Below are 17,170 nucleotides of genomic sequence, written 5' to 3'. Positions count from 1 at the left end.
CCCGCGTCAGTGCAGGGTGCGCGGCATGGCCAGGACGAATTCGGATATCGGCACTTCGAACGGAATGCCGTTCTCGCCGACGCAATGATAGGTGCCGCGCATCGTGCCGACCGGCGTGGGCAGGGGGCAGCCGCTGGTGTATTCGAAGGTCTCGCCGGGCGCCAGCAGGGGCTGCTGGCCCACGACGCCCAGCCCGCGCACTTCCTGCACGCGCTGGTTGCCATCGGTGATAATCCAGTGGCGGCTGATCACCTGGGCCGGATGCTCCCCGGTATTGGTGATGCGCACGGTATAGGCGAACACGTATTGCTGTTCGCCGGGATCGGACTGTTCAGGCACGAAGCGCGGAGTGACAGAGACGCTCAGGTCGTAGGGTTTCACAGTCCTTTCCTGTGTGGCACGAGCAAGCTGCAATAATGGCACATTATGCCTTCACCCACCCCGAACGCCATGTCTACCACCACCCGCATCACCCCCAGCATCCTGTCCGCCGACTTCGCCCGCCTGGGCGAGGAAGTGCGTGACGTCGTCGCCGCCGGCGCCGACTGGATCCATTTCGATGTGATGGACAACCACTACGTGCCCAACCTGACTATCGGCCCGATGGTCTGCGCGGCGATCCGTCCCCATGTTTCCGTGCCGATCGACGTGCACCTGATGGTGGAGCCGGTGGACGCCCTGGTGCCGATGTTCGCCAAGGCCGGCGCCAACTACATCAGCTTCCACCCCGAAGCCAGCCGCCACGTCGACCGCACCCTGTCGCTGATCCGCGAGAACGGCTGTAAGGCCGGCCTGGTGTTCAACCCCGCCACGCCCCTGTCGTACCTGGACCACGTCATGGACAAGGTCGACCTGGTGCTGATCATGTCGGTCAACCCCGGCTTCGGCGGCCAGAGCTTCATCCCCGGCGCGCTGGCCAAGCTGCGCGAGGCCCGCGCCCGCATCGACGCCTGGACCCAGGCCGGCGGCCACGAAATCGTGCTGCAGGTGGACGGCGGCGTGAAGATCGACAACATCGCCGAAATCCGCCGCGCCGGCGCCGACACCTTCGTGGCCGGCTCGGCCATCTTCGGCAAGCCCGACTACCCCGGCATCATCAAGTCCATGCGCGAGCAGATCGCCATCGGCGAAACCACCGCCGTCTGAGGAACCCCGCCATGACTCCCTTTCGCGCCGCGCTGCTGGACCTGGACGGCACCCTGCTCGACTCCATCCCCGACCTGGCCTTCGCGGCCAACGCCATGCGCGTGGAACTCGGCATGATCGCGCTGCGCGAGGATGTCGTGGCCACCTTCGTCGGCAAGGGGGTGGACAACCTGGTGCGCCGCAGCCTGGCTGGCAGCCTGGACGCCGCCGACCCGTCGCCCGAGGACTTTGCCCGGGCGCGCGAGGCCTTCTACCGCCACTACCACCTGGTCAACGGCGAACGCGCCCAGGTCTACCCGGGCGTCATCGAGGGCCTTAAGCACATGCGCGAGCAGGGCCTGAAACTGGCCGTGGTCACCAACAAGCCCACCGAATTCACCCTGCCGCTGCTGCAACGCACCGGCCTGGCCGGGTTTTTCGACGCGGTGGTGTGCGGCGACACCTGCGCCCGCCGCAAACCCGACCCCGACCAGGTGCTGCACGCCTGCGAACTGCTGGGCGTGACGGTGGCCGAGGCCGTCACCATCGGCGATTCCATCAACGACGCCCAGGCCGGCCGCAGCGCCGGCACCCAGGTGCTGGTGGTGCCGTATGGTTACAACGAAGGCCGTGACGTGCGCGAGCTCGATGTCGATGGTATAGTGGACACGCTCGTCAACGCCGCCCAGTGGGTGGAGCTCTGGAATCAAAACCAGAACGCCGCGAAAGCCCAGGCCTGAAGCCGGGGTCCGCGCCCTTGACGGCACACTTGAACATCGAACCGCTATCACCTGATGAACGTTTCCATCCAGAACCAAATGCTCGGCGCCTCGTGGCGCTGGTGGCGTTTGTCTTCCGGGTGGCGATGATTCCCTTCCCGGCCCTGGACGCGTCCCCGCCTCCCAGCGCCGATACTGTGTAGAACACAGAGCCAAGCCCGGAACCAGTAACCTGGACCGGGCTTTTTGTTGTGTGCCCGGTCCCCAGCAGATACCCATCGCCCCGAGACCGACATGACCGAAATCGAATTCAAAGCCCTCGCCGCCCAAGGCTACAACCGCATCCCGCTGGTGGCCGAGACCTACGCCGACCTGGACACCCCGCTGGGCATCTACCTGAAGCTGGCCCATGCCGGCCCGCAGGCCGGCCGCATGACCTGCCTGATGGAATCGGTGGTGGGCGGCGAGCGCTTCGGCCGCTATTCCTTCATCGGCCTGCCGGCCCGTACCGTGATCCGCGCCAGCGGCACCCGCACCGAGGTGCTGCACGACGGCAAGGTGGTGGAAACCCACGACGGCGACCCGCTGGCCTTCATCGAGCAGTACCAGGCCCGTTTCAAGGTGGCCCTGCGCCCCGGCATGCCGCGCTTCTGCGGCGGCCTGGCCGGCTACTTCGGCTACGACACCGTGCGCCACATCGAACCGTGCCTGGGCCCCGCCGTCAAGCCGTTCCCCGCCGGCATGGAAGGCGGCACGCCCGACCTGATGCTGATGCACGTGGACGAACTGGTCATCGTCGACAACCTGGCAGGCCGCATCTACCTGATGGTCTACGCCGATCCGGGCCAGCCCGAAAGCTACAGCCGCGCCCAGCAGCGCCTGCACGACCTGCGCGCGCGCCTGCGACGCCCGGTGGAAATCCCCTACAGCCACGCCAGCATGCAGACCGAAGAGCGGCGTGACTTCAAGAAGGAAGACTACCTGGCGGCCGTGCACCGCGCCAAGGAACACATCGCCGCCGGCGACCTGATGCAGGTGCAGATCGGCCAGGTCATCGCCAAGCCCTTCCGCGACTCCCCCCTCTCCCTCTACCGCGCCCTGCGGTCGCTCAATCCCTCCCCCTACATGTACTTCTGGAACTTCGGTGACTTCCAGGTGGTGGGCGCCTCGCCCGAGATCCTGGTGCGCCAGGAGCGCGTGGTGGTGGACGGGGCGCCCAAGTCGCAGGTCACCATCCGCCCGCTGGCCGGCACCCGCAAGCGCGGCGCCACGCCCGAGGAGGACGCCGCCCTGGCCGCCGAGCTCAAGGCCGACCCCAAGGAAGTGGCCGAGCACGTGATGCTGATCGACCTGGCCCGCAACGACGTCGGCCGCGTCGCCGAGGTGGGGTCGGTCAAGGTCAGCGACACCATGGTGATCGAGCGCTATTCGCACGTCATGCACCTGGTGTCCAACGTCACCGGCAACCTCAACCCGGGCATGAGCAGCATGGACGTGCTGCGCGCCTCGTTCCCGGCCGGCACACTGACCGGCGCGCCCAAGGTCGAGGCCATGAAGATCATCGACGAGCTCGAGCCCGTGCGCCGCGGCATCTACGGCGGCGCGGCCGGCTACCTCAGCTACGGCGGCGAAATGGACGTGGCCATCGCCATCCGCACCGGCGTCATCAAGGACGGCACGCTGTACGTGCAGGCCGCCGCCGGCATCGTCGCCGACTCCAACCCCGAAGCCGAATGGGCCGAGACCGAGGCCAAGGCCCGCGCCGTGCTGCGCGCCGCCGAGCAGGTCCAGCACGGCCTGGACGAGCCCATCTGAGACGCCCGCCGCCCCCCATGACCGCCCCGGGCCGCGAATCGGCCCGCCTGGAGAAAAAAATGCTGTTGATGATCGACAACTACGACTCGTTTACCTACAACCTGGTCCAGTACTTCGGTGAACTGGGCGAGGATGTGCGCGTGGCGCGCAACGACCAGATCACCCTGGAAGAGATCGCCGCGCTCAACCCCGACCGCATCTGCGTGTCGCCCGGCCCGTGCTCGCCGGCCGAGGCCGGCATCTCGGTGCCCGTCATCCAGGCCTTCGCCGGCAAGAAGCCGATCCTGGGCGTGTGCCTGGGCCACCAGGCCATCGGCGCCGCCTATGGCGGCAACATCGTCCGCGCCCAGCAGATCATGCACGGCAAGACCGTGCGCATCTCGCATACCGGGACGGACATCTTCACCGGCCTGCCGACGCCGTACACTGTCATCCGCTACAACTCGCTGACCATCGACCCGGCGACGCTGCCCGAGTGCCTGGCCGTGACCGCCACGGCGCCGGACGGCGACATCATGGGCGTGCGCCACAAGACGCTGCCCCTGTACGGAGTACAGTTCCACCCCGAATCCGTGCTCAGCGAACACGGCCACGCCCTGCTGCGCAATTTCCTGAACCTCGCCTAAGAAGGACGCACCGTGACGATCTCCCCCTCCGAAGCGCTGACGCGCTGTATCGAACACCGCGAAATTTTCCACGACGAAATGCTGCATCTGATGCGCATGCTGATGCGCGGCGAAATGTCGCCGCAGATCGCAAGCGCCTTGCTGATGGGCCTGCGCGTGAAAAAGGAAACGGTGGGTGAAATCACCGCGGCCGCGCAGGTCATGCGCGAATTCGCCACGCCGGTGGTCACCCCCAACCCCGAAGACCTGCTGGACATGTGCGGCACCGGCGGCGACGGCAGCCACACCTTCAACATCTCCACCACCGCCATGTTCGTGGCGGCGGCGGCCGGCGTGCCGATCGCCAAGCACGGCAACCGCAGCGCGTCCTCGTCGAGCGGCAGCGCCGACGTGCTGGAAGCGCTGGGCGCCAACCTGGTGCTGACCCCCGAACAGGTGGCGGAATGCATCCAGGCCACCGGCATCGGCTTCATGTTCGCGCCGGCGCACCACGGCGCCATGAAGAACGTGGCCGCGGTGCGCAAGGAACTGGCGGTGCGCACCATCTTCAACATCCTCGGCCCGCTGACCAACCCGGCCGGCGCCGCCAACCAGTTGATGGGCGTGTTCCACCCCGACTTGGTCGGCATCCAGGTGCGCGTGCTGGAACGCCTGGGCTCGCGCCACGTGCTGGTGGTGCATGGCAAGGACGGCATGGACGAAGCCTCGCTGGGCGGCGCCACCATGGTGGGCGAGCTCAAGGACGGCAAGGTCAGCGAGTACGAAATCCACCCCGAGGACTACGGGCTATCCATGATGTCCAACCGCGGCATCAAGGTGTCCAATCGCGAACAGTCGCGCGAGCTTGTCATAGAGGCGCTGGACAATGTCGAGGGCACCGCCCGCGACATCGTCGCGCTCAATGCGGGCCTCGCCATCTACGCCGGCAATAAAGCCGATTCCATTCCCGCAGCGTTAGCGCTAGCATTTGAACTGATTTCCACCGGCGCGGCGCGAGCCAAGCTGGAAGATTTCTGCGCATATACCCGGAAATTCCAGAAATGAACGATATTCTCGCGAAAATCCTCGCCGTCAAGGTCGAGGAAGTCGCCGCCGCGCGCCAGATGCGCAGCGAAGCCGAAGTCCTGCGCGAAGCGCAGGCGCGCCAGGACGTGCGCGGCTTCGCCCAGGCCATCGAAGACAAGATCTCGCAGGGCAAGGCCGGCGTGATCGCCGAAATCAAGAAAGCCTCGCCGTCCAAGGGCGTGTTGCGCGAGACCTTTCAGCCCGCTGAAATCGCCTCCACGTATGCCGTGCATGGCGCGGCCTGCCTGTCGGTGCTGACCGACGTACAGTTCTTTCAGGGCTCGCACGACCACCTGCGCCAGGCGCGCGCCGCGTGCTCGCTGCCGGTGCTGCGCAAGGACTTCGTGATCGATCCCTACCAGATCATCGCCGCCCGCGCGATGGGCGCCGACTGCGTGCTGCTGATCGTGGCCGCGTTGACGCCGACGCAATTGCGCGAGATGGAAACGCTGGCGATGGAACTCGGCATGGACGTGCTGGTGGAAGTGCATGACGCCCAGGAACTGGACGTGGCGCTGACGCTCAAGACGCCGCTGCTGGGCATCAACAACCGCAACCTGCGCACCTTCGAGACCAGCCTGCAGAACACGCTGGACCTGTTGCCGCGCATCCCAGCCGGCAAGCGCGTCGTCACCGAAAGCGGCATCCTCACGCCGCAGGACGTCCGGCGCATGCGCGAACACAAGGTCGATGCCTTCCTGGTGGGCGAGGCCTTCATGCGCGCCCCGGACCCGGGCGCCGAACTGGCGCGCCTGGTCGGCTGAGCCGCACCGCCGCGCGGCGTGTTCAGTGTGGACGCGCCAGCCCCAGCGCCGCCGCGCGCCGGTACAAGGTGCTGCGATGCACGCCGAGCGCGCGCGCCGCGGCGCTGACATTGCCCCCGTGCGCGGCCAGCGCCGCGCGGATCGCGTCGTCGGCCATCGCCTGCAGGCTGGCCACCGGCGGCGCGGACGGCTGTGCGGGTGCGCCACGGATGTCCGCCGGCAGCATGTCGTGTTCGACCACGCCTGACGCGCCCGCCAGCACATGCAAGGTGCGCAGCACCGCCGCCAGCTGCCGATAGTTGCCCGGCCAGGCATAGCGCACCAGCGTTTCCTCGATCCCGGCCGGCAACACCGGGCCCGGGCCCTGCGCGGCCCATTGCGCGCGCAGCAATTCGCGCAGGTCGGCGCGTTGGCGCAGCGGCGCCAGGGTCACGGTGTATTCGGCAATGCGGAAATACAGGTCGGCGCGTACCGGGGCATCCACGCCTTCATGCGCCAGCGGCCGATGGGTGGCGCACACCAAGGTGAAATCCACCGGCACCGGCCGGGCCGCGCCCAGCGGCGACACCTCGCGCGATTGCAGCACGCGCAGCAGGCGCGACTGCAGCGCCAGCGGCATGTCGCCGATCTCGTCCAGGAACAGCACGCCGCCGTGCGCCTGCCGCAGCAGGCCCTTGCTGCCCTGGCGGCGCGCGCCGGTGAAGGCGCCGTCCTCGTAGCCGAACAATTCCGATTCGATCAGGCTTTCGGGCAGCGCGGCGCAATTGACCGCCACGAACGGGCCGGCGGCGCGGCGGCTGCGCGCATGCAGCTGGCGCGCGAAGACCTCCTTGCCGGCGCCGGTCTCGCCCTGCAACAGGATCGACACGCCCGCATCCGACAGGTGCACCGCCCGCGCCAGCGCGCCCAAGGTGGCGGCGTCGAAGCTGGCGGTATCACCGCGCGCGATCGGCGCCGGTAACGCCGACGGGGCCGGCAGGCGCAGCGACGGCGGCGGCGCGACCGGCGCGCGAGAACGGGGCAGGCGCAGCCGGGCGTGGTAGGCGGCGCCGCCACGGGCATGCACGCGCCCGGCCGCGTCGGGCGCATGGTCCAGGTCGCCGTCGAACAGGTCGGCGTAGCGATAGACGCCCAGCGCCGTGGCCGCCAGGCCCAACGCCTGCATGGCGCGACGGTTGGCGCCCACCAGCAGGTCGCCATGAAAGGCCAGCAGGGCTTCGGCCGGCGTGCCCAGCCCGGACCGGTCGGGGTGCAGGCGCAGCACGGCGCAGGGCTCATGGGCGGCATCGAACAGCTGGTGTTCGATCAGGTCGACCGCCGCGCGCACCAGCGCCAGCACGTCCGGCCGCACTTCGCGCGCGGGGCTGGACAGATCCAGCACGCCCAGCATGCGGCCTTCGCTGTCGGTGATGGGCACCGCGGCGCAGGTCAGGATGCGATTCGGCTCGAAGTAGTGTTCGGCGCCGTCGACGATGATGGGCCGGCCTTCCACCAGCGCGGTGCCGATGGCGTTGGTGCCGGCGGCCGCCTCGTCCCACGGCGCGCCGGGCATCAGGGCGACCCGCGAGGCGCGCTGCGCGAAATCGATGTCGCCGTCGCTGTCCAGCACCAGGCCTTGCGCATCCGACAGGATCACCAGCCCGTCGCTGCCGCCTTCGCGGCGCAGCAAGGACATGGCCGGCTCGGACATCCGCCGCAAGGCTTCATTGCGCTGGCGCGCCTCGCGCAATTCGGCGGCGGTCATGGGTTCCGCGCGGCGCGCGCCGCGCATGTCGATACCCAGGTCGGCGCAGCGACGCCAGGAGCGCAGGATGGGCTCGGCGACCAGCCCGCCAGGCACGACGCCTTGCTGGTTGAACAGCTGGCGCGCGTGCGTCAGCGACTGCCAACGGGATTGAGTGGCCATGCGTGTCTCCTTGGACGGTGTTCTGCGACACCTGTTCCGCGACAGTGTCGCGAAACGCGACACCCGGTAGCGGCGAACCGCCGCCCACGCCCCTTGCCGGCGCGTGGAAAGGTACTTTCGCACGCGGCAAGCGCGCTTGTCCAGCCGCGTCCCCACACATGGCACGCGGTTTGCTTGATCTGGAACAGGCACCCGACTGCCGTTACACCGACCTATACGGAGACAAGCATGGACATCGCGACCCGCGTCACCCCCGAATCCTATGGCACGCGCCTGGACCTCAGGACGCAGTACGACAACTTCATCGACGGCAAATGGCAGGCGCCCGCCGACGGCGAATACTTCGACAACGTCACGCCGGTCACCGGCCAGGTGCTGACCCGCAACGCCCGCTCGAAAGAGCGCGACATCGAGCTGGCGCTGGACGCCGCGCACCGCGCCGCGCCCAAATGGGGAGCGACCCCCGCCGCCGAACGCGCGCAGATCCTGATGCGCATCGCCGACGTGATGGAAGCCAATCTCGAACGCCTGGCCACCGCGGAAACCTGGGACAACGGCAAACCGATCCGCGAGGCCCGCGCCGCCGACATCCCGCTGGCGATCGACCACTTCCGCTACTTCGCCTCGTGCATCCGCAGCCAGGAAGGCGGGCTGTCGGAGATCGACCACGACACCGTGGCGTATCACTTCAATGAACCGCTGGGCGTGGTCGGCCAGATCATCCCGTGGAACTTCCCCATCCTGATGGCGGCATGGAAACTGGCGCCGGCGCTGGCCGCGGGCAACTGCGTGGTGCTCAAGCCGGCCGAGCAGACGCCGCTGGGCATCCTGCTGCTGATGGAACTGATCGGCGACCTGCTGCCGCCGGGCGTGGTCAACGTGGTCACCGGCTTCGGCCTGGAAGCGGGCAAGCCGCTGGCCTCCAGCAAGCGCATCGCCAAGATCGCCTTCACCGGCGAGACCACCACCGGCCGCCTGATCATGCAGTACGCCTCGCAGAACATCATCCCGGTGACGCTGGAACTGGGCGGCAAGTCGCCCAACATCTTCTTTGCCGACGTGGCGGCGCAGGACGACGACTTCCTCGACAAGGCCATCGAGGGCTTCGTCATGTTCGCGCTGAACCAGGGCGAGGTCTGCACCTGCCCCAGCCGCGCGCTGATCCAGGAATCGCTCTACGACAGGTTCATGGAACGCGCGCTCAAGCGCGTGGCCGAGATCAAGCAGGGCAACCCGCTGGACGGCGACACCATGCTGGGCGCGCAGGCGTCCACCGAGCAGTTGGAAAAGATCCTGTCGTACCTGGACATCGGCAAGCAGGAGGGCGCGGCGGTGCTGGCCGGCGGCGCGCGCGCGCAGTTGCCGGGCGCGCTCGAAGGCGGCTATTACGTGCAGCCCACCGTCTTCAAGGGCCACAACAAGATGCGCGTGTTCCAGGAAGAGATCTTCGGCCCGGTGGTGGCGGTGACCACGTTCAAGGACGCCGACGACGCGCTGGCGCTGGCCAACGACACGCTCTATGGCCTGGGCGCGGGCGTCTGGTCGCGCGACGCCAACACCTGCTATCGCATGGGCCGCGCCATCAAGGCCGGCCGGGTCTGGACCAACTGCTACCACGCCTATCCCGCGCATGCGGCGTTCGGCGGCTACAAGCAGTCGGGCATCGGCCGCGAGAACCACAAGATGATGCTCAACCACTACCAGCAGACCAAGAACCTGCTGGTGAGCTACTCGCCCAAGAAACTGGGTTTCTTCTGACCCACGGGCGGCGCCCGCCGGTCCGTGTCGCGCCGGCCCATACCGGGCCGGCCCGTCGCGGGCCAGGGTGGCGTCGCGGGAGCTGCATCATGCCAGGACCCACCCCGCGCGTGGTCGCCACCGACGCGGCGCGCGCGCTGATCGACACCCTGCGCGCCAAGCATGGCCCGCTGATGTTCCACCAGTCGGGCGGCTGCTGCGACGGCAGTTCGCCCATGTGCTACGCGCAGGGCGAGTTCATGGTCGGCGGCTCGGACGTGCTGCTGGGCGAACTGGAGGGCTGCCCGTTCTACATGGGCGAAGACCAGTTCGCGTATTGGGAGCACACCCAGCTCATCATCGACGCCGTGCCCGGACGCGGCGGCGCGTTCTCGCTCGACAGCGCCGAGGGCAAGCGCTTCCTGCTGCGCTCGCGGCTGTATTCGGACGAGGAATGGGCCGCCGTGGCGCCGGTCACGCGCGGTTGAGACCGGCGCTTCGCGCGGCCTGCCGCGGGCGGGGCGTCAGGAACGCCGCGGCCCGCCGCCCTTGGCGGCCGGCTCGGCGCCAGCGGTCTCCTGTTGTCGCCACTGAAACGACACGCGGCGGATGCGCGCGGCGCGGAATTGCGTGAACGATCGGCCACCCGGCATGGGCGCGCCGCGTAGCGGGCTGCTGCTGTTTTTCATTGCGGGAAAAGCGTTGGCGGAAAAAACTCTGCGTTGCCGGCGCGCGGCGCCGGCAACCATGATCGAAAAGTGGGCGCCAGGTTCAGCCGGCCGCGGCGGCCCAGGCGCCGACAGGGGCGCGGCGGGTCCAGTCCAGGGCGTCCTCGAGGCGGTCGTTGCCCCAGAACATTTCGCCGTCCACCAGGAAGGTCGGGGCGCCGAACAGCCCCAGGTGGCGGGCCTCGTCGACCCGGCGCCGCAGCGCCTCCTTGGCGGCTTCCGACTTGCCGCGCGCGATCAGCGCGTCGGCGTCGAGCGACAGGTCGGTCAGCAGCGTGTGCACCACGTCCTCGGCCTGGATGTCCTGGTCGTGCTGGAAATTGGCGCGGAACACCGACAGGCAGAAATCACGGCCCCAGGGCTCGTCCTGCCCCAGCAGCGCGATCCGGGCGGGCAGCACGCTCATGCGCGGAAACAGGCGCGGCCGGTTGTAGGGCACGCCGTATTTTTCGGCCAGGCGGGCGATGTCGCGCATCATGTAGGCGCCCTTGCCGGGGAACAGGCGGAACGGCGTGTCGTTCCAGCCCTGGGCCTGGAAGATGGGGCCGAGCAGGAACGGCCGCAGGTCGACCCGCACGTCCGCCTGCGCCGCCAGGGCGCCGATGCGCTCGATCGCCAGGTAGCTGTAGGGGCTGGCGAAATCGAACCACATCTCGAGGCGGGGCGTGGCGGGCAGGGACGCATTCATGACAAAAGCTCCAACGGCTGGGGAACCTGGGAAACCAGGGCGACCTGCGCATCCGGCAGGCCGCTGAGGACGACGTCGCGATCGCTGCCCACGATGATGGACTGGCCGGCTTGCAATACGCTGTCGTCCGGCCGGCGGTACTCGGACAGCCAGAGCGCGCCGGCGTGGCACTCGATGCGCAGGCCGGAGGCCCGTCTGAGCAGCATAGTCGAACCCCGGGCCAGGCGAAATGACATTCCCGCAGTGCAACATAACCGGATCATGGCGCATCCCCCCGCCGCAACGGCGGCCATCGTGGCGGGCGTGGGCGGCTGGCCACCGCATCACCCGTCGCCTGAGTCATATTGGACGCCGCAGGCGTTATATTGCACAAGCGACATTTCCGCCGCACACGCATGAGTTTTACGAATGTCATACCCGCTGGCCAAACTTCCCCCGCTTGATCTGGTCCGAGGCTTCGTCGCCGTGGGCCGCCGCATGAGCATCACGCTGGCGGCGCAGGACCTGCACGTGACGCAGTCGGCGGTCAGCCGCCAGATCCGGGCGCTGGAGGCCCACCTGGGGGTGCCGCTGCTGGTGCGCGGTTTTCGCAGCGTGTCGTTCACGTCGGAAGGCGCGCAGCTGTTCCGCATGGCCGACACCTGGCTGAGCCAGTTGGGCGACCTGACCGAGCAATTGCGCGCCCCGGAACGCCGCACGCCAGTCACCGTCACCACCACCATCGGCGTGGCCTCGCTGTGGCTGCTGCCGCGCCTGGGCGACTTCCAGGCCGCCCATCCGCACATCGACGTGCGGGTGGCGGCCGACAACCGGGTCATCGACATCGACCGCGAAAGCGTCGACATCGCCATCCGCTACAGCCTGCGCGACACCGTGCCGGACGGAGCCGTCTGGCTGTTCGGCGAGTCGGTGGTGCCGGTGGCCCATCCCTCGCTGCAGGCGCGCGCCCTGGATGCGCGTGAACTGCAGCGCCATGTGCTGCTGGAGTTCGACGACCCCACCCGGCCCTGGCTGCAATGGTCGGAGTGGCTCAACGCGCGCGGCCTGGGGCGAGTGCGGCCCAAGGGCATGCTGCGCTTCAACCAGTACGACCAGATCGTGCACGCGGCGCTGGCCGGCCATGGCATCGCGCTGGGGCGGCTGGCGCTGATCGCGCCCATGCTGGCGGACAAGCGCCTGGCGACGGTCGGCGGCCAGCCGGCGGACGCCACCGAGCACGCCTACTGGCTGGTGCGCAACGCGCGCCGCAGCACCCCCGACGCCGAGATCGTGACGCGCTGGCTGGTGCAGCAGGCCGCCACCACGGCGCGCCTGCTGGCTCCGGAATAAGGTCTGCAAATGCCGCACACCGGCGAGCCTGGCGGCATTTTCAGACCAAAGCCCTGGCCGATGGGCTGGGCGGCACGCTACAAGTTCTATACAAACCTTCATAGATTCGCGCTTGCCTTCCTGTAGATTGCGGCCTGCATCCCCGCACGGCTCCGAGCTCCCCTGCGAATGAACCCCATGCCCGCCGTCTCGACGGCGAGCACGGCCCGTTGCCGCCATTTTTCCGGCACCCGCACTCCTTTCATGACGCAGATGAAGCGCTTCCGTTCCGCGGACGCCTGGCAAGCCTGGTTCCTCAACTTCCAGCGTTCCTTCCTGATCCTGCTGGCGCCCTGGCTGGTGTCGGTGCTGGCGCAAGGCGCCGGACGCGCCTACCTGCTGGCGACGTATGCGCCGCCGGGGACCTATGCGGCGCTACCGCAGGACATCACCCGCACCTTGACGATCGGCCTGCTGTTCGACATGAAGGTTGCTGCCATCGCGTTTTCGGCGCCGCTGCTGGCCGCCTTGCTGCTGGCCGCGCGGCCGGCGGCGCAGGCGCTGTGGCTGCGGTGCCTGCCCTACCTGGGCGCCGTGCTGGCGACACTGTTCGCCGCCAGCACTGTGGTGAGCGTGTGCTACTTCGCCACTTTCTCGCGTTCGATCGACATCTTCGTGTTCGGCCTGATGGACGACGACACCCGCGCCATCCTGGCAACGCTGTGGCACGGCTATCCGGTGTTGCGCGCGCTGACGCTGCTGGCCGCGGTGCTGGGCGCCACCAGCTGGCTGGCGTGCCGCTGGCGCGCCCGGGTGCTGCGCGCGCGGCTGGCGCGGCGGCCGCTGGCGCCCAGCACATTGCGGATGGCGCTGATCCTGAGCGTGACCGTGCTGGCCTGCCGCGGTTCGCTGGGCACCTTCCCCTTGAACAAGGACGACACCGGCATTTCTTCGCTGCGATTGCTCAACGACATTGCGCCCAACGGCATTTCGGCGTTCTTCTGGGCATTGTCCGAGCGTGACAACGACAAGCGCTTCGCGGCCGTCACCGACGACGAGGGCGCCCGGCTTTACCAGCGATTCCTGGGACACCCCGGGCATGGCTTGCGGCCCTTCATGGCCAGCACGGGCGCCAATCCGCAGGCCGACGCCCGGCCGCCGCACGTAGTGCTGCAGGTGATGGAGAGCATGGGACATCACATGAATACGTTCGACCGGTCCGGCCGCGACTTGCTGGGCGCGCTGCGTCCGCACTGGCGCGAGGACTGGCGCTTCGATCGCTTCCTGTCCGAAGGCAACGGCACCATCGATTCGCTCAGCCGCCTGCTGGTGCGCAGCCCGGTGCTGGCCACCAGTCAGTCTTCGGCGGCCACTGCCACGTTCGCCAGCAACGCCTTCGCACCCTTCCTCGCCCGTGGCTATCGGGTGGTGTTCGTCACCTCGGGCACTGCCACCTGGCGTAACCTGGGCCGTTTCGCCAGCCACCTGGGCGCGCACGAATTCATCGACCAGCTGGGACTACGGCAGCACTACCCCGAGGCGCAGCCGGGCGTCTGGGGCGTGCCGGACGAATACATGTTCCGCTACATCGGCGAACGGCTGGCGCAGGCCGACCGCGCCGGCGAGCGCCTGTTCATCATGGCCCTGTCCACTACCCACCATCCGCCATTCTTGGTGCCCGAGGGCGGTCAGCGCGGCGGCCTCGATCTGCGCGACATCGAGCGCCTGCCTTACTACGCCAGCTGGACCGGCCTGGAGGACGCCTTCGACACGCTGCGCTACGCCAACGACCAACTGGGCCGCTTCCTGACCCGCCTGAAAGCCTCGCCCAACGGCGCCAACACCATCGTCGCCGTCACCGGCGACCACAATATCCTGGGCGTCGACTACGCGCTCGACAGCGATGCCGTGCTGGCGCGCGCCGTGCCGTTCTACCTGTACGTGCCGCGCGATTACCGCGGGCAGTCGACCTACGACTCCATGCGCCCCGGCAGCCACAAGGATATCCTGCCGACGCTGTATCACCTGAGTCTGGCGGATACGCCCTATTTTCGCAGCGGCTGCGATCTGCTGGCCGCGCGACCCGATCCGCAATGGTGCTTCGGCTTCAACAATCCGCGCCTGCTGATCACGCGTGACGGCGCCTACCGGCGCGACCGTCCGGGCCGCATCCAGCCATGGGCCGGCAGCGCCGGCCTGGCGCTGGCGGCCGAACGCGAAGCCACGCCGGCCGAGGCGGCCGAGCAGGCCCGGCTCGACGCCTATGCCCCGCTGCTGCAATGGCAGATCAATTACCAGGTGCAGCACCAGTTGCCACCGCGCCCGGAGCGGCCCTGAGCCGCGCCGCCGGACCTGGCCGCAACACCGCGCTGCGCGCTAGTCGACGCGCACCAGCGCGTCGCCCGCGACCATGTCGCCGACCACCGCGGCGTCCGCGAAACCCTGCTCGCGGAACAGTTCCAGCACCGCCTGGGCCGCCTGGGGATCGCAGGCGACCAACAGGCCGCCAGCGGTCTGCGGGTCGGTCAGCAAGGCCCGTTCGACATCGGATACGTCCGCGCCCAGCCGCACCGATTCGCCATACGACGCCCAGTTGCGGCCCGACGCGCCGGTGACCACGCCTTCGGCGGCGAAGGCCTGCACGCCTGGCAGCCAGGGCAAGGCCTCGCGCCGCAGCCTGGCGGTCAGCCCCGCGCCGCGAGCCATCTCCAGCGTATGTCCCAGCAGGCCGAAACCGGTGACGTCGGTGATCGCATGGACCCCGTCCATCGCGGCCAGCGCCGCCCCGGGGCGGTTCAGGCGGGTGGTGGTGTCGATCATCACCCGGTACCCGTCGGCGTCCAGCCGGTTCTTCTTCAGCGCCGCCGACAGGATGCCCACGCCCAGCCCCTTGCCCAGCACCAGCACGTCGCCGGCACGCGCATCGGCGTTGCGCTTGATGCGGTCCGGATGCACCAGTCCCATGGCCGCCAGGCCGTAGATCGGTTCGACCGAGTCGATGCTGTGGCCGCCCGCCACCGGAATGCCGGCCTCCTTGCAGACCGACTCGCCGCCGCGCAGGATGTCGGCGATGACGCCGTGCGGCAGCACGTTGATCGGCATGCCGACGATGGCCAGCGCCATGATCGGCGTGCCGCCCATGGCGTACACATCCGACAGCGCATTGGTGGCCGCGATGCGGCCGAAGTCGTAGGGATCGTCGACGATCGGCATGAAGAAGTCGGTGGTCGCGATCAGCGCCTGCTCGTCGTTGAGCCGGTAGACGGCGGCATCGTCGGCCGTCTCGGTGCCCACCAGCAGGTTGGGGTAGCTGGCGGCCGGCCCGAAGCGCGCCAGCAGCTGCGACAGCACGCCGGGCGCGATCTTGCAGCCACAGCCGCCGCCGTGCGACAGCGAGGTCAAGCGCGGCACCGCCGCGGACGCTGCATCCTGGGTCATGTGAATCTCTCCGTAGGTGATGGGGAAAAGGATAGCATCGCGCCCCCGAATGGTCCTATGATGATCCGGCAGCAGGCAGCAACGGACGGCCGCCCGCCACCGGGCGCACCGACAGCCAAACTTCACCGTGCGTGAGGGCTATATGGATCGCCGACACTTCCTCCGTTTCTCGGGCGCCCTGTGCGCCACCCAGGCCGCGGCCCTGCCCCTGGCCGCGCGCGCCGGCCAGGCGCCCGTCAGCGCCGACTGGCGCAGCTTCGAACTGACCACCCACATCCAGGTCCGCGACCCCGGCGCCCAGGCGCGCCTCTGGATCCCCCTGCCCTACGCCGCCGACACCGGGTATCAGCGCGGCGCGCAGAGCGCCTGGCTGGTCAGCGGCGGCGGCAGCGCGCGGCTGGCGCAGGCGCCCGGCTACGACGTGCGCATGCTGGCGGTGCAATGGCCCGACGCCCAGGCGCCGCGCGAAGTCACCGTGACCAGCCGCTTCCAGACCCGCAACCGCCGCGTCGACCTGACTCAGCCGCCGGCCCCCAGCGCCTCGCGCGAAAGCGCCGCCACCCTGCGCGAATACCTCCAGCCCACCGAGCTTTTGCCCACCGACGGCATCGTCAAGACCACCGCGGACCGCATCACCCGCGGCCACCAGGGCACGCTGGCGCGGGCCCGGGCCCTCTACGACTGGGTGGTCGACAACACCTGCCGCACCGCCTCGACCCGCGGCTGCGGCACCGGCGACGTGCGCTACATGCTTGCCGCCAACGACCTGAACGGCAAATGCGCCGACATCAACGCGCTGTTCGTCGCCCTGGCGCGCGCCGCCGGCATTCCCGCCCGCGACGCCTACGGGCTGCGCGTGGCCGATTCGCAGCTCGGCTTCAAGAGCCTTGGCAAGGCCGGCGACGTCACCCGCGCGCAGCATTGCCGCGCCGAGTTCTACGCCGACGGCTACGGCTGGGTCCCGGTCGACCCCGCCGACGTGCGCAAGGTCATGCTGGAGGAGCCGCCCGGCGACCTGCCCGCCGCCGACGCCCGCGTGCGCAGCGCCCGTGTCATGCTGTTCGGCGCGTGGGAAATGAACTGGGTTGCCTACAACCATGGCCACGACGTCGTCCTGCCCGGCTCCGCCCACGGCGCCGTGCCGTTCCTGATGTACCCCAACGGCGAAACCGCCGACGGCCGCCTGGACAGCCTCGACCCCGACAGTTTCCGCTACACCCTGACCGCCCGTTCGCTGTCCACCTGAACCAG

Annotated in this window: 16 protein-coding genes; 11 read left to right on the top strand and 5 right to left on the bottom strand. The window is 68.9% G+C overall.

The features are described from left to right. Window positions 1–6: 6 nt before the first annotated feature. Window positions 7–381, bottom strand: a complete 375-nt coding sequence (apaG, locus tag ACUTAG_RS16410; protein WP_006386734.1) for a Co2+/Mg2+ efflux protein ApaG — start codon at window positions 379–381, stop codon at window positions 7–9. A 45-nt stretch (window positions 382–426) separates the two neighbouring features. Here apaG and rpe point away from each other — a divergent pair, with 45 nt between their 5' ends. The 6 genes from rpe to trpC all read left to right on the top strand — a co-directional run bounded on the left by rpe (window position 427) and on the right by trpC (window position 6,114). Next, complete coding sequence (gene rpe, locus ACUTAG_RS16405; protein ID WP_006386733.1) at window positions 427–1,146, top strand: ribulose-phosphate 3-epimerase; 720 nt, start codon at window positions 427–429, stop codon at window positions 1,144–1,146. Between the two features lie 11 nt (window positions 1,147–1,157). Continuing rightward, window positions 1,158–1,865 carry a phosphoglycolate phosphatase gene (locus ACUTAG_RS16400; protein WP_020925473.1) on the top strand — a complete coding sequence of 236 codons (708 nt, stop codon included), beginning with the start codon at window positions 1,158–1,160 and terminating at the stop codon, window positions 1,863–1,865. Window positions 1,866–2,138: 273 nt separating this feature from the next. Beyond that, window positions 2,139–3,659: an anthranilate synthase component I gene (gene trpE / locus ACUTAG_RS16395; RefSeq protein ID WP_024067527.1), complete on the top strand. Its 1,521-nt coding sequence runs from the start codon at window positions 2,139–2,141 to the stop codon at window positions 3,657–3,659. Between the two features lie 59 nt (window positions 3,660–3,718). Beyond that, the gene (locus ACUTAG_RS16390) at window positions 3,719–4,285 is read left to right on the top strand and encodes an aminodeoxychorismate/anthranilate synthase component II (RefSeq protein WP_006392505.1); all 567 of its coding nucleotides are present in this window, start codon (window positions 3,719–3,721) and stop codon (window positions 4,283–4,285) included. 12 nt (window positions 4,286–4,297) lie between these two features. Then, complete coding sequence (gene trpD / locus ACUTAG_RS16385; protein ID WP_006386729.1) at window positions 4,298–5,329, top strand: anthranilate phosphoribosyltransferase; 1,032 nt, start codon at window positions 4,298–4,300, stop codon at window positions 5,327–5,329. Further along, window positions 5,326–6,114 (top strand): indole-3-glycerol phosphate synthase TrpC, encoded by a 789-nt coding sequence (gene trpC, locus ACUTAG_RS16380; protein WP_020925475.1) that lies wholly within the window; start codon window positions 5,326–5,328, stop codon window positions 6,112–6,114. The genes trpD and trpC overlap by 4 nt, the downstream gene beginning before the upstream one ends. A gap of 22 nt (window positions 6,115–6,136) precedes the next feature. Here trpC and ACUTAG_RS16375 read toward each other — a convergent pair whose 3' ends face one another. Beyond that, a complete protein-coding gene (locus ACUTAG_RS16375) occupies window positions 6,137–8,020 on the bottom strand; it encodes a sigma-54-dependent Fis family transcriptional regulator (protein ID WP_148317708.1) in 1,884 nt (627 codons plus the stop codon). Window positions 8,021–8,248: 228 nt separating this feature from the next. Here ACUTAG_RS16375 and adh point away from each other — a divergent pair, with 228 nt between their 5' ends. Further along, on the top strand, window positions 8,249–9,778 hold the full coding sequence (gene adh / locus ACUTAG_RS16370; protein WP_006384406.1) for an aldehyde dehydrogenase: 1,530 nt from the start codon (window positions 8,249–8,251) through the stop codon (window positions 9,776–9,778). Between the two features lie 89 nt (window positions 9,779–9,867). After that, window positions 9,868–10,245 (top strand): DUF779 domain-containing protein, encoded by a 378-nt coding sequence (locus ACUTAG_RS16365; RefSeq protein ID WP_024067524.1) that lies wholly within the window; start codon window positions 9,868–9,870, stop codon window positions 10,243–10,245. Window positions 10,246–10,528: 283 nt separating this feature from the next. Here the strand turns inward: ACUTAG_RS16365 and ACUTAG_RS16360 are convergent, their stop codons facing one another. After that, window positions 10,529–11,173: a 2-hydroxychromene-2-carboxylate isomerase gene (locus ACUTAG_RS16360; RefSeq protein ID WP_006384404.1), complete on the bottom strand. Its 645-nt coding sequence runs from the start codon at window positions 11,171–11,173 to the stop codon at window positions 10,529–10,531. Further along, a complete protein-coding gene (locus ACUTAG_RS16355; RefSeq protein ID WP_080564186.1) occupies window positions 11,170–11,409 on the bottom strand; it encodes a DUF2917 domain-containing protein in 240 nt (79 codons plus the stop codon). Before ACUTAG_RS16355 ends, ACUTAG_RS16360 begins: the two co-directional genes overlap by 4 nt. Window positions 11,410–11,581: 172 nt before the next feature. Here ACUTAG_RS16355 and ACUTAG_RS16350 point away from each other — a divergent pair, with 172 nt between their 5' ends. Beyond that, window positions 11,582–12,502, top strand: coding sequence for a LysR substrate-binding domain-containing protein (locus tag ACUTAG_RS16350; protein ID WP_047993076.1), 921 nt, complete (start codon window positions 11,582–11,584; stop codon window positions 12,500–12,502). Window positions 12,503–12,745: 243 nt separating this feature from the next. Further along, window positions 12,746–14,818, top strand: coding sequence for an LTA synthase family protein (locus tag ACUTAG_RS16345; protein WP_242608464.1), 2,073 nt, complete (start codon window positions 12,746–12,748; stop codon window positions 14,816–14,818). Window positions 14,819–14,857: 39 nt separating this feature from the next. On the opposite strand, the gene selD is transcribed toward ACUTAG_RS16345, so the two are convergent. Beyond that, complete coding sequence (selD, locus tag ACUTAG_RS16340; RefSeq protein WP_020925481.1) at window positions 14,858–15,919, bottom strand: selenide, water dikinase SelD; 1,062 nt, start codon at window positions 15,917–15,919, stop codon at window positions 14,858–14,860. Window positions 15,920–16,061: 142 nt separating this feature from the next. Between selD and ACUTAG_RS16335 the strand changes: the two genes are divergently transcribed. Beyond that, entirely contained in the window at window positions 16,062–17,165 is a 1,104-nt protein-coding gene (locus ACUTAG_RS16335) for a transglutaminase-like domain-containing protein (RefSeq protein WP_148317710.1), read from the top strand. Window positions 17,166–17,170 lie beyond the last annotated feature (5 nt).

The sequence above is a fragment of the Achromobacter sp. CSND-B12 genome (assembly GCF_052906545.1).
Note: the sequence above shows the minus strand (reverse complement) of the source record. Positions and strands in the feature narration are given on the sequence as shown.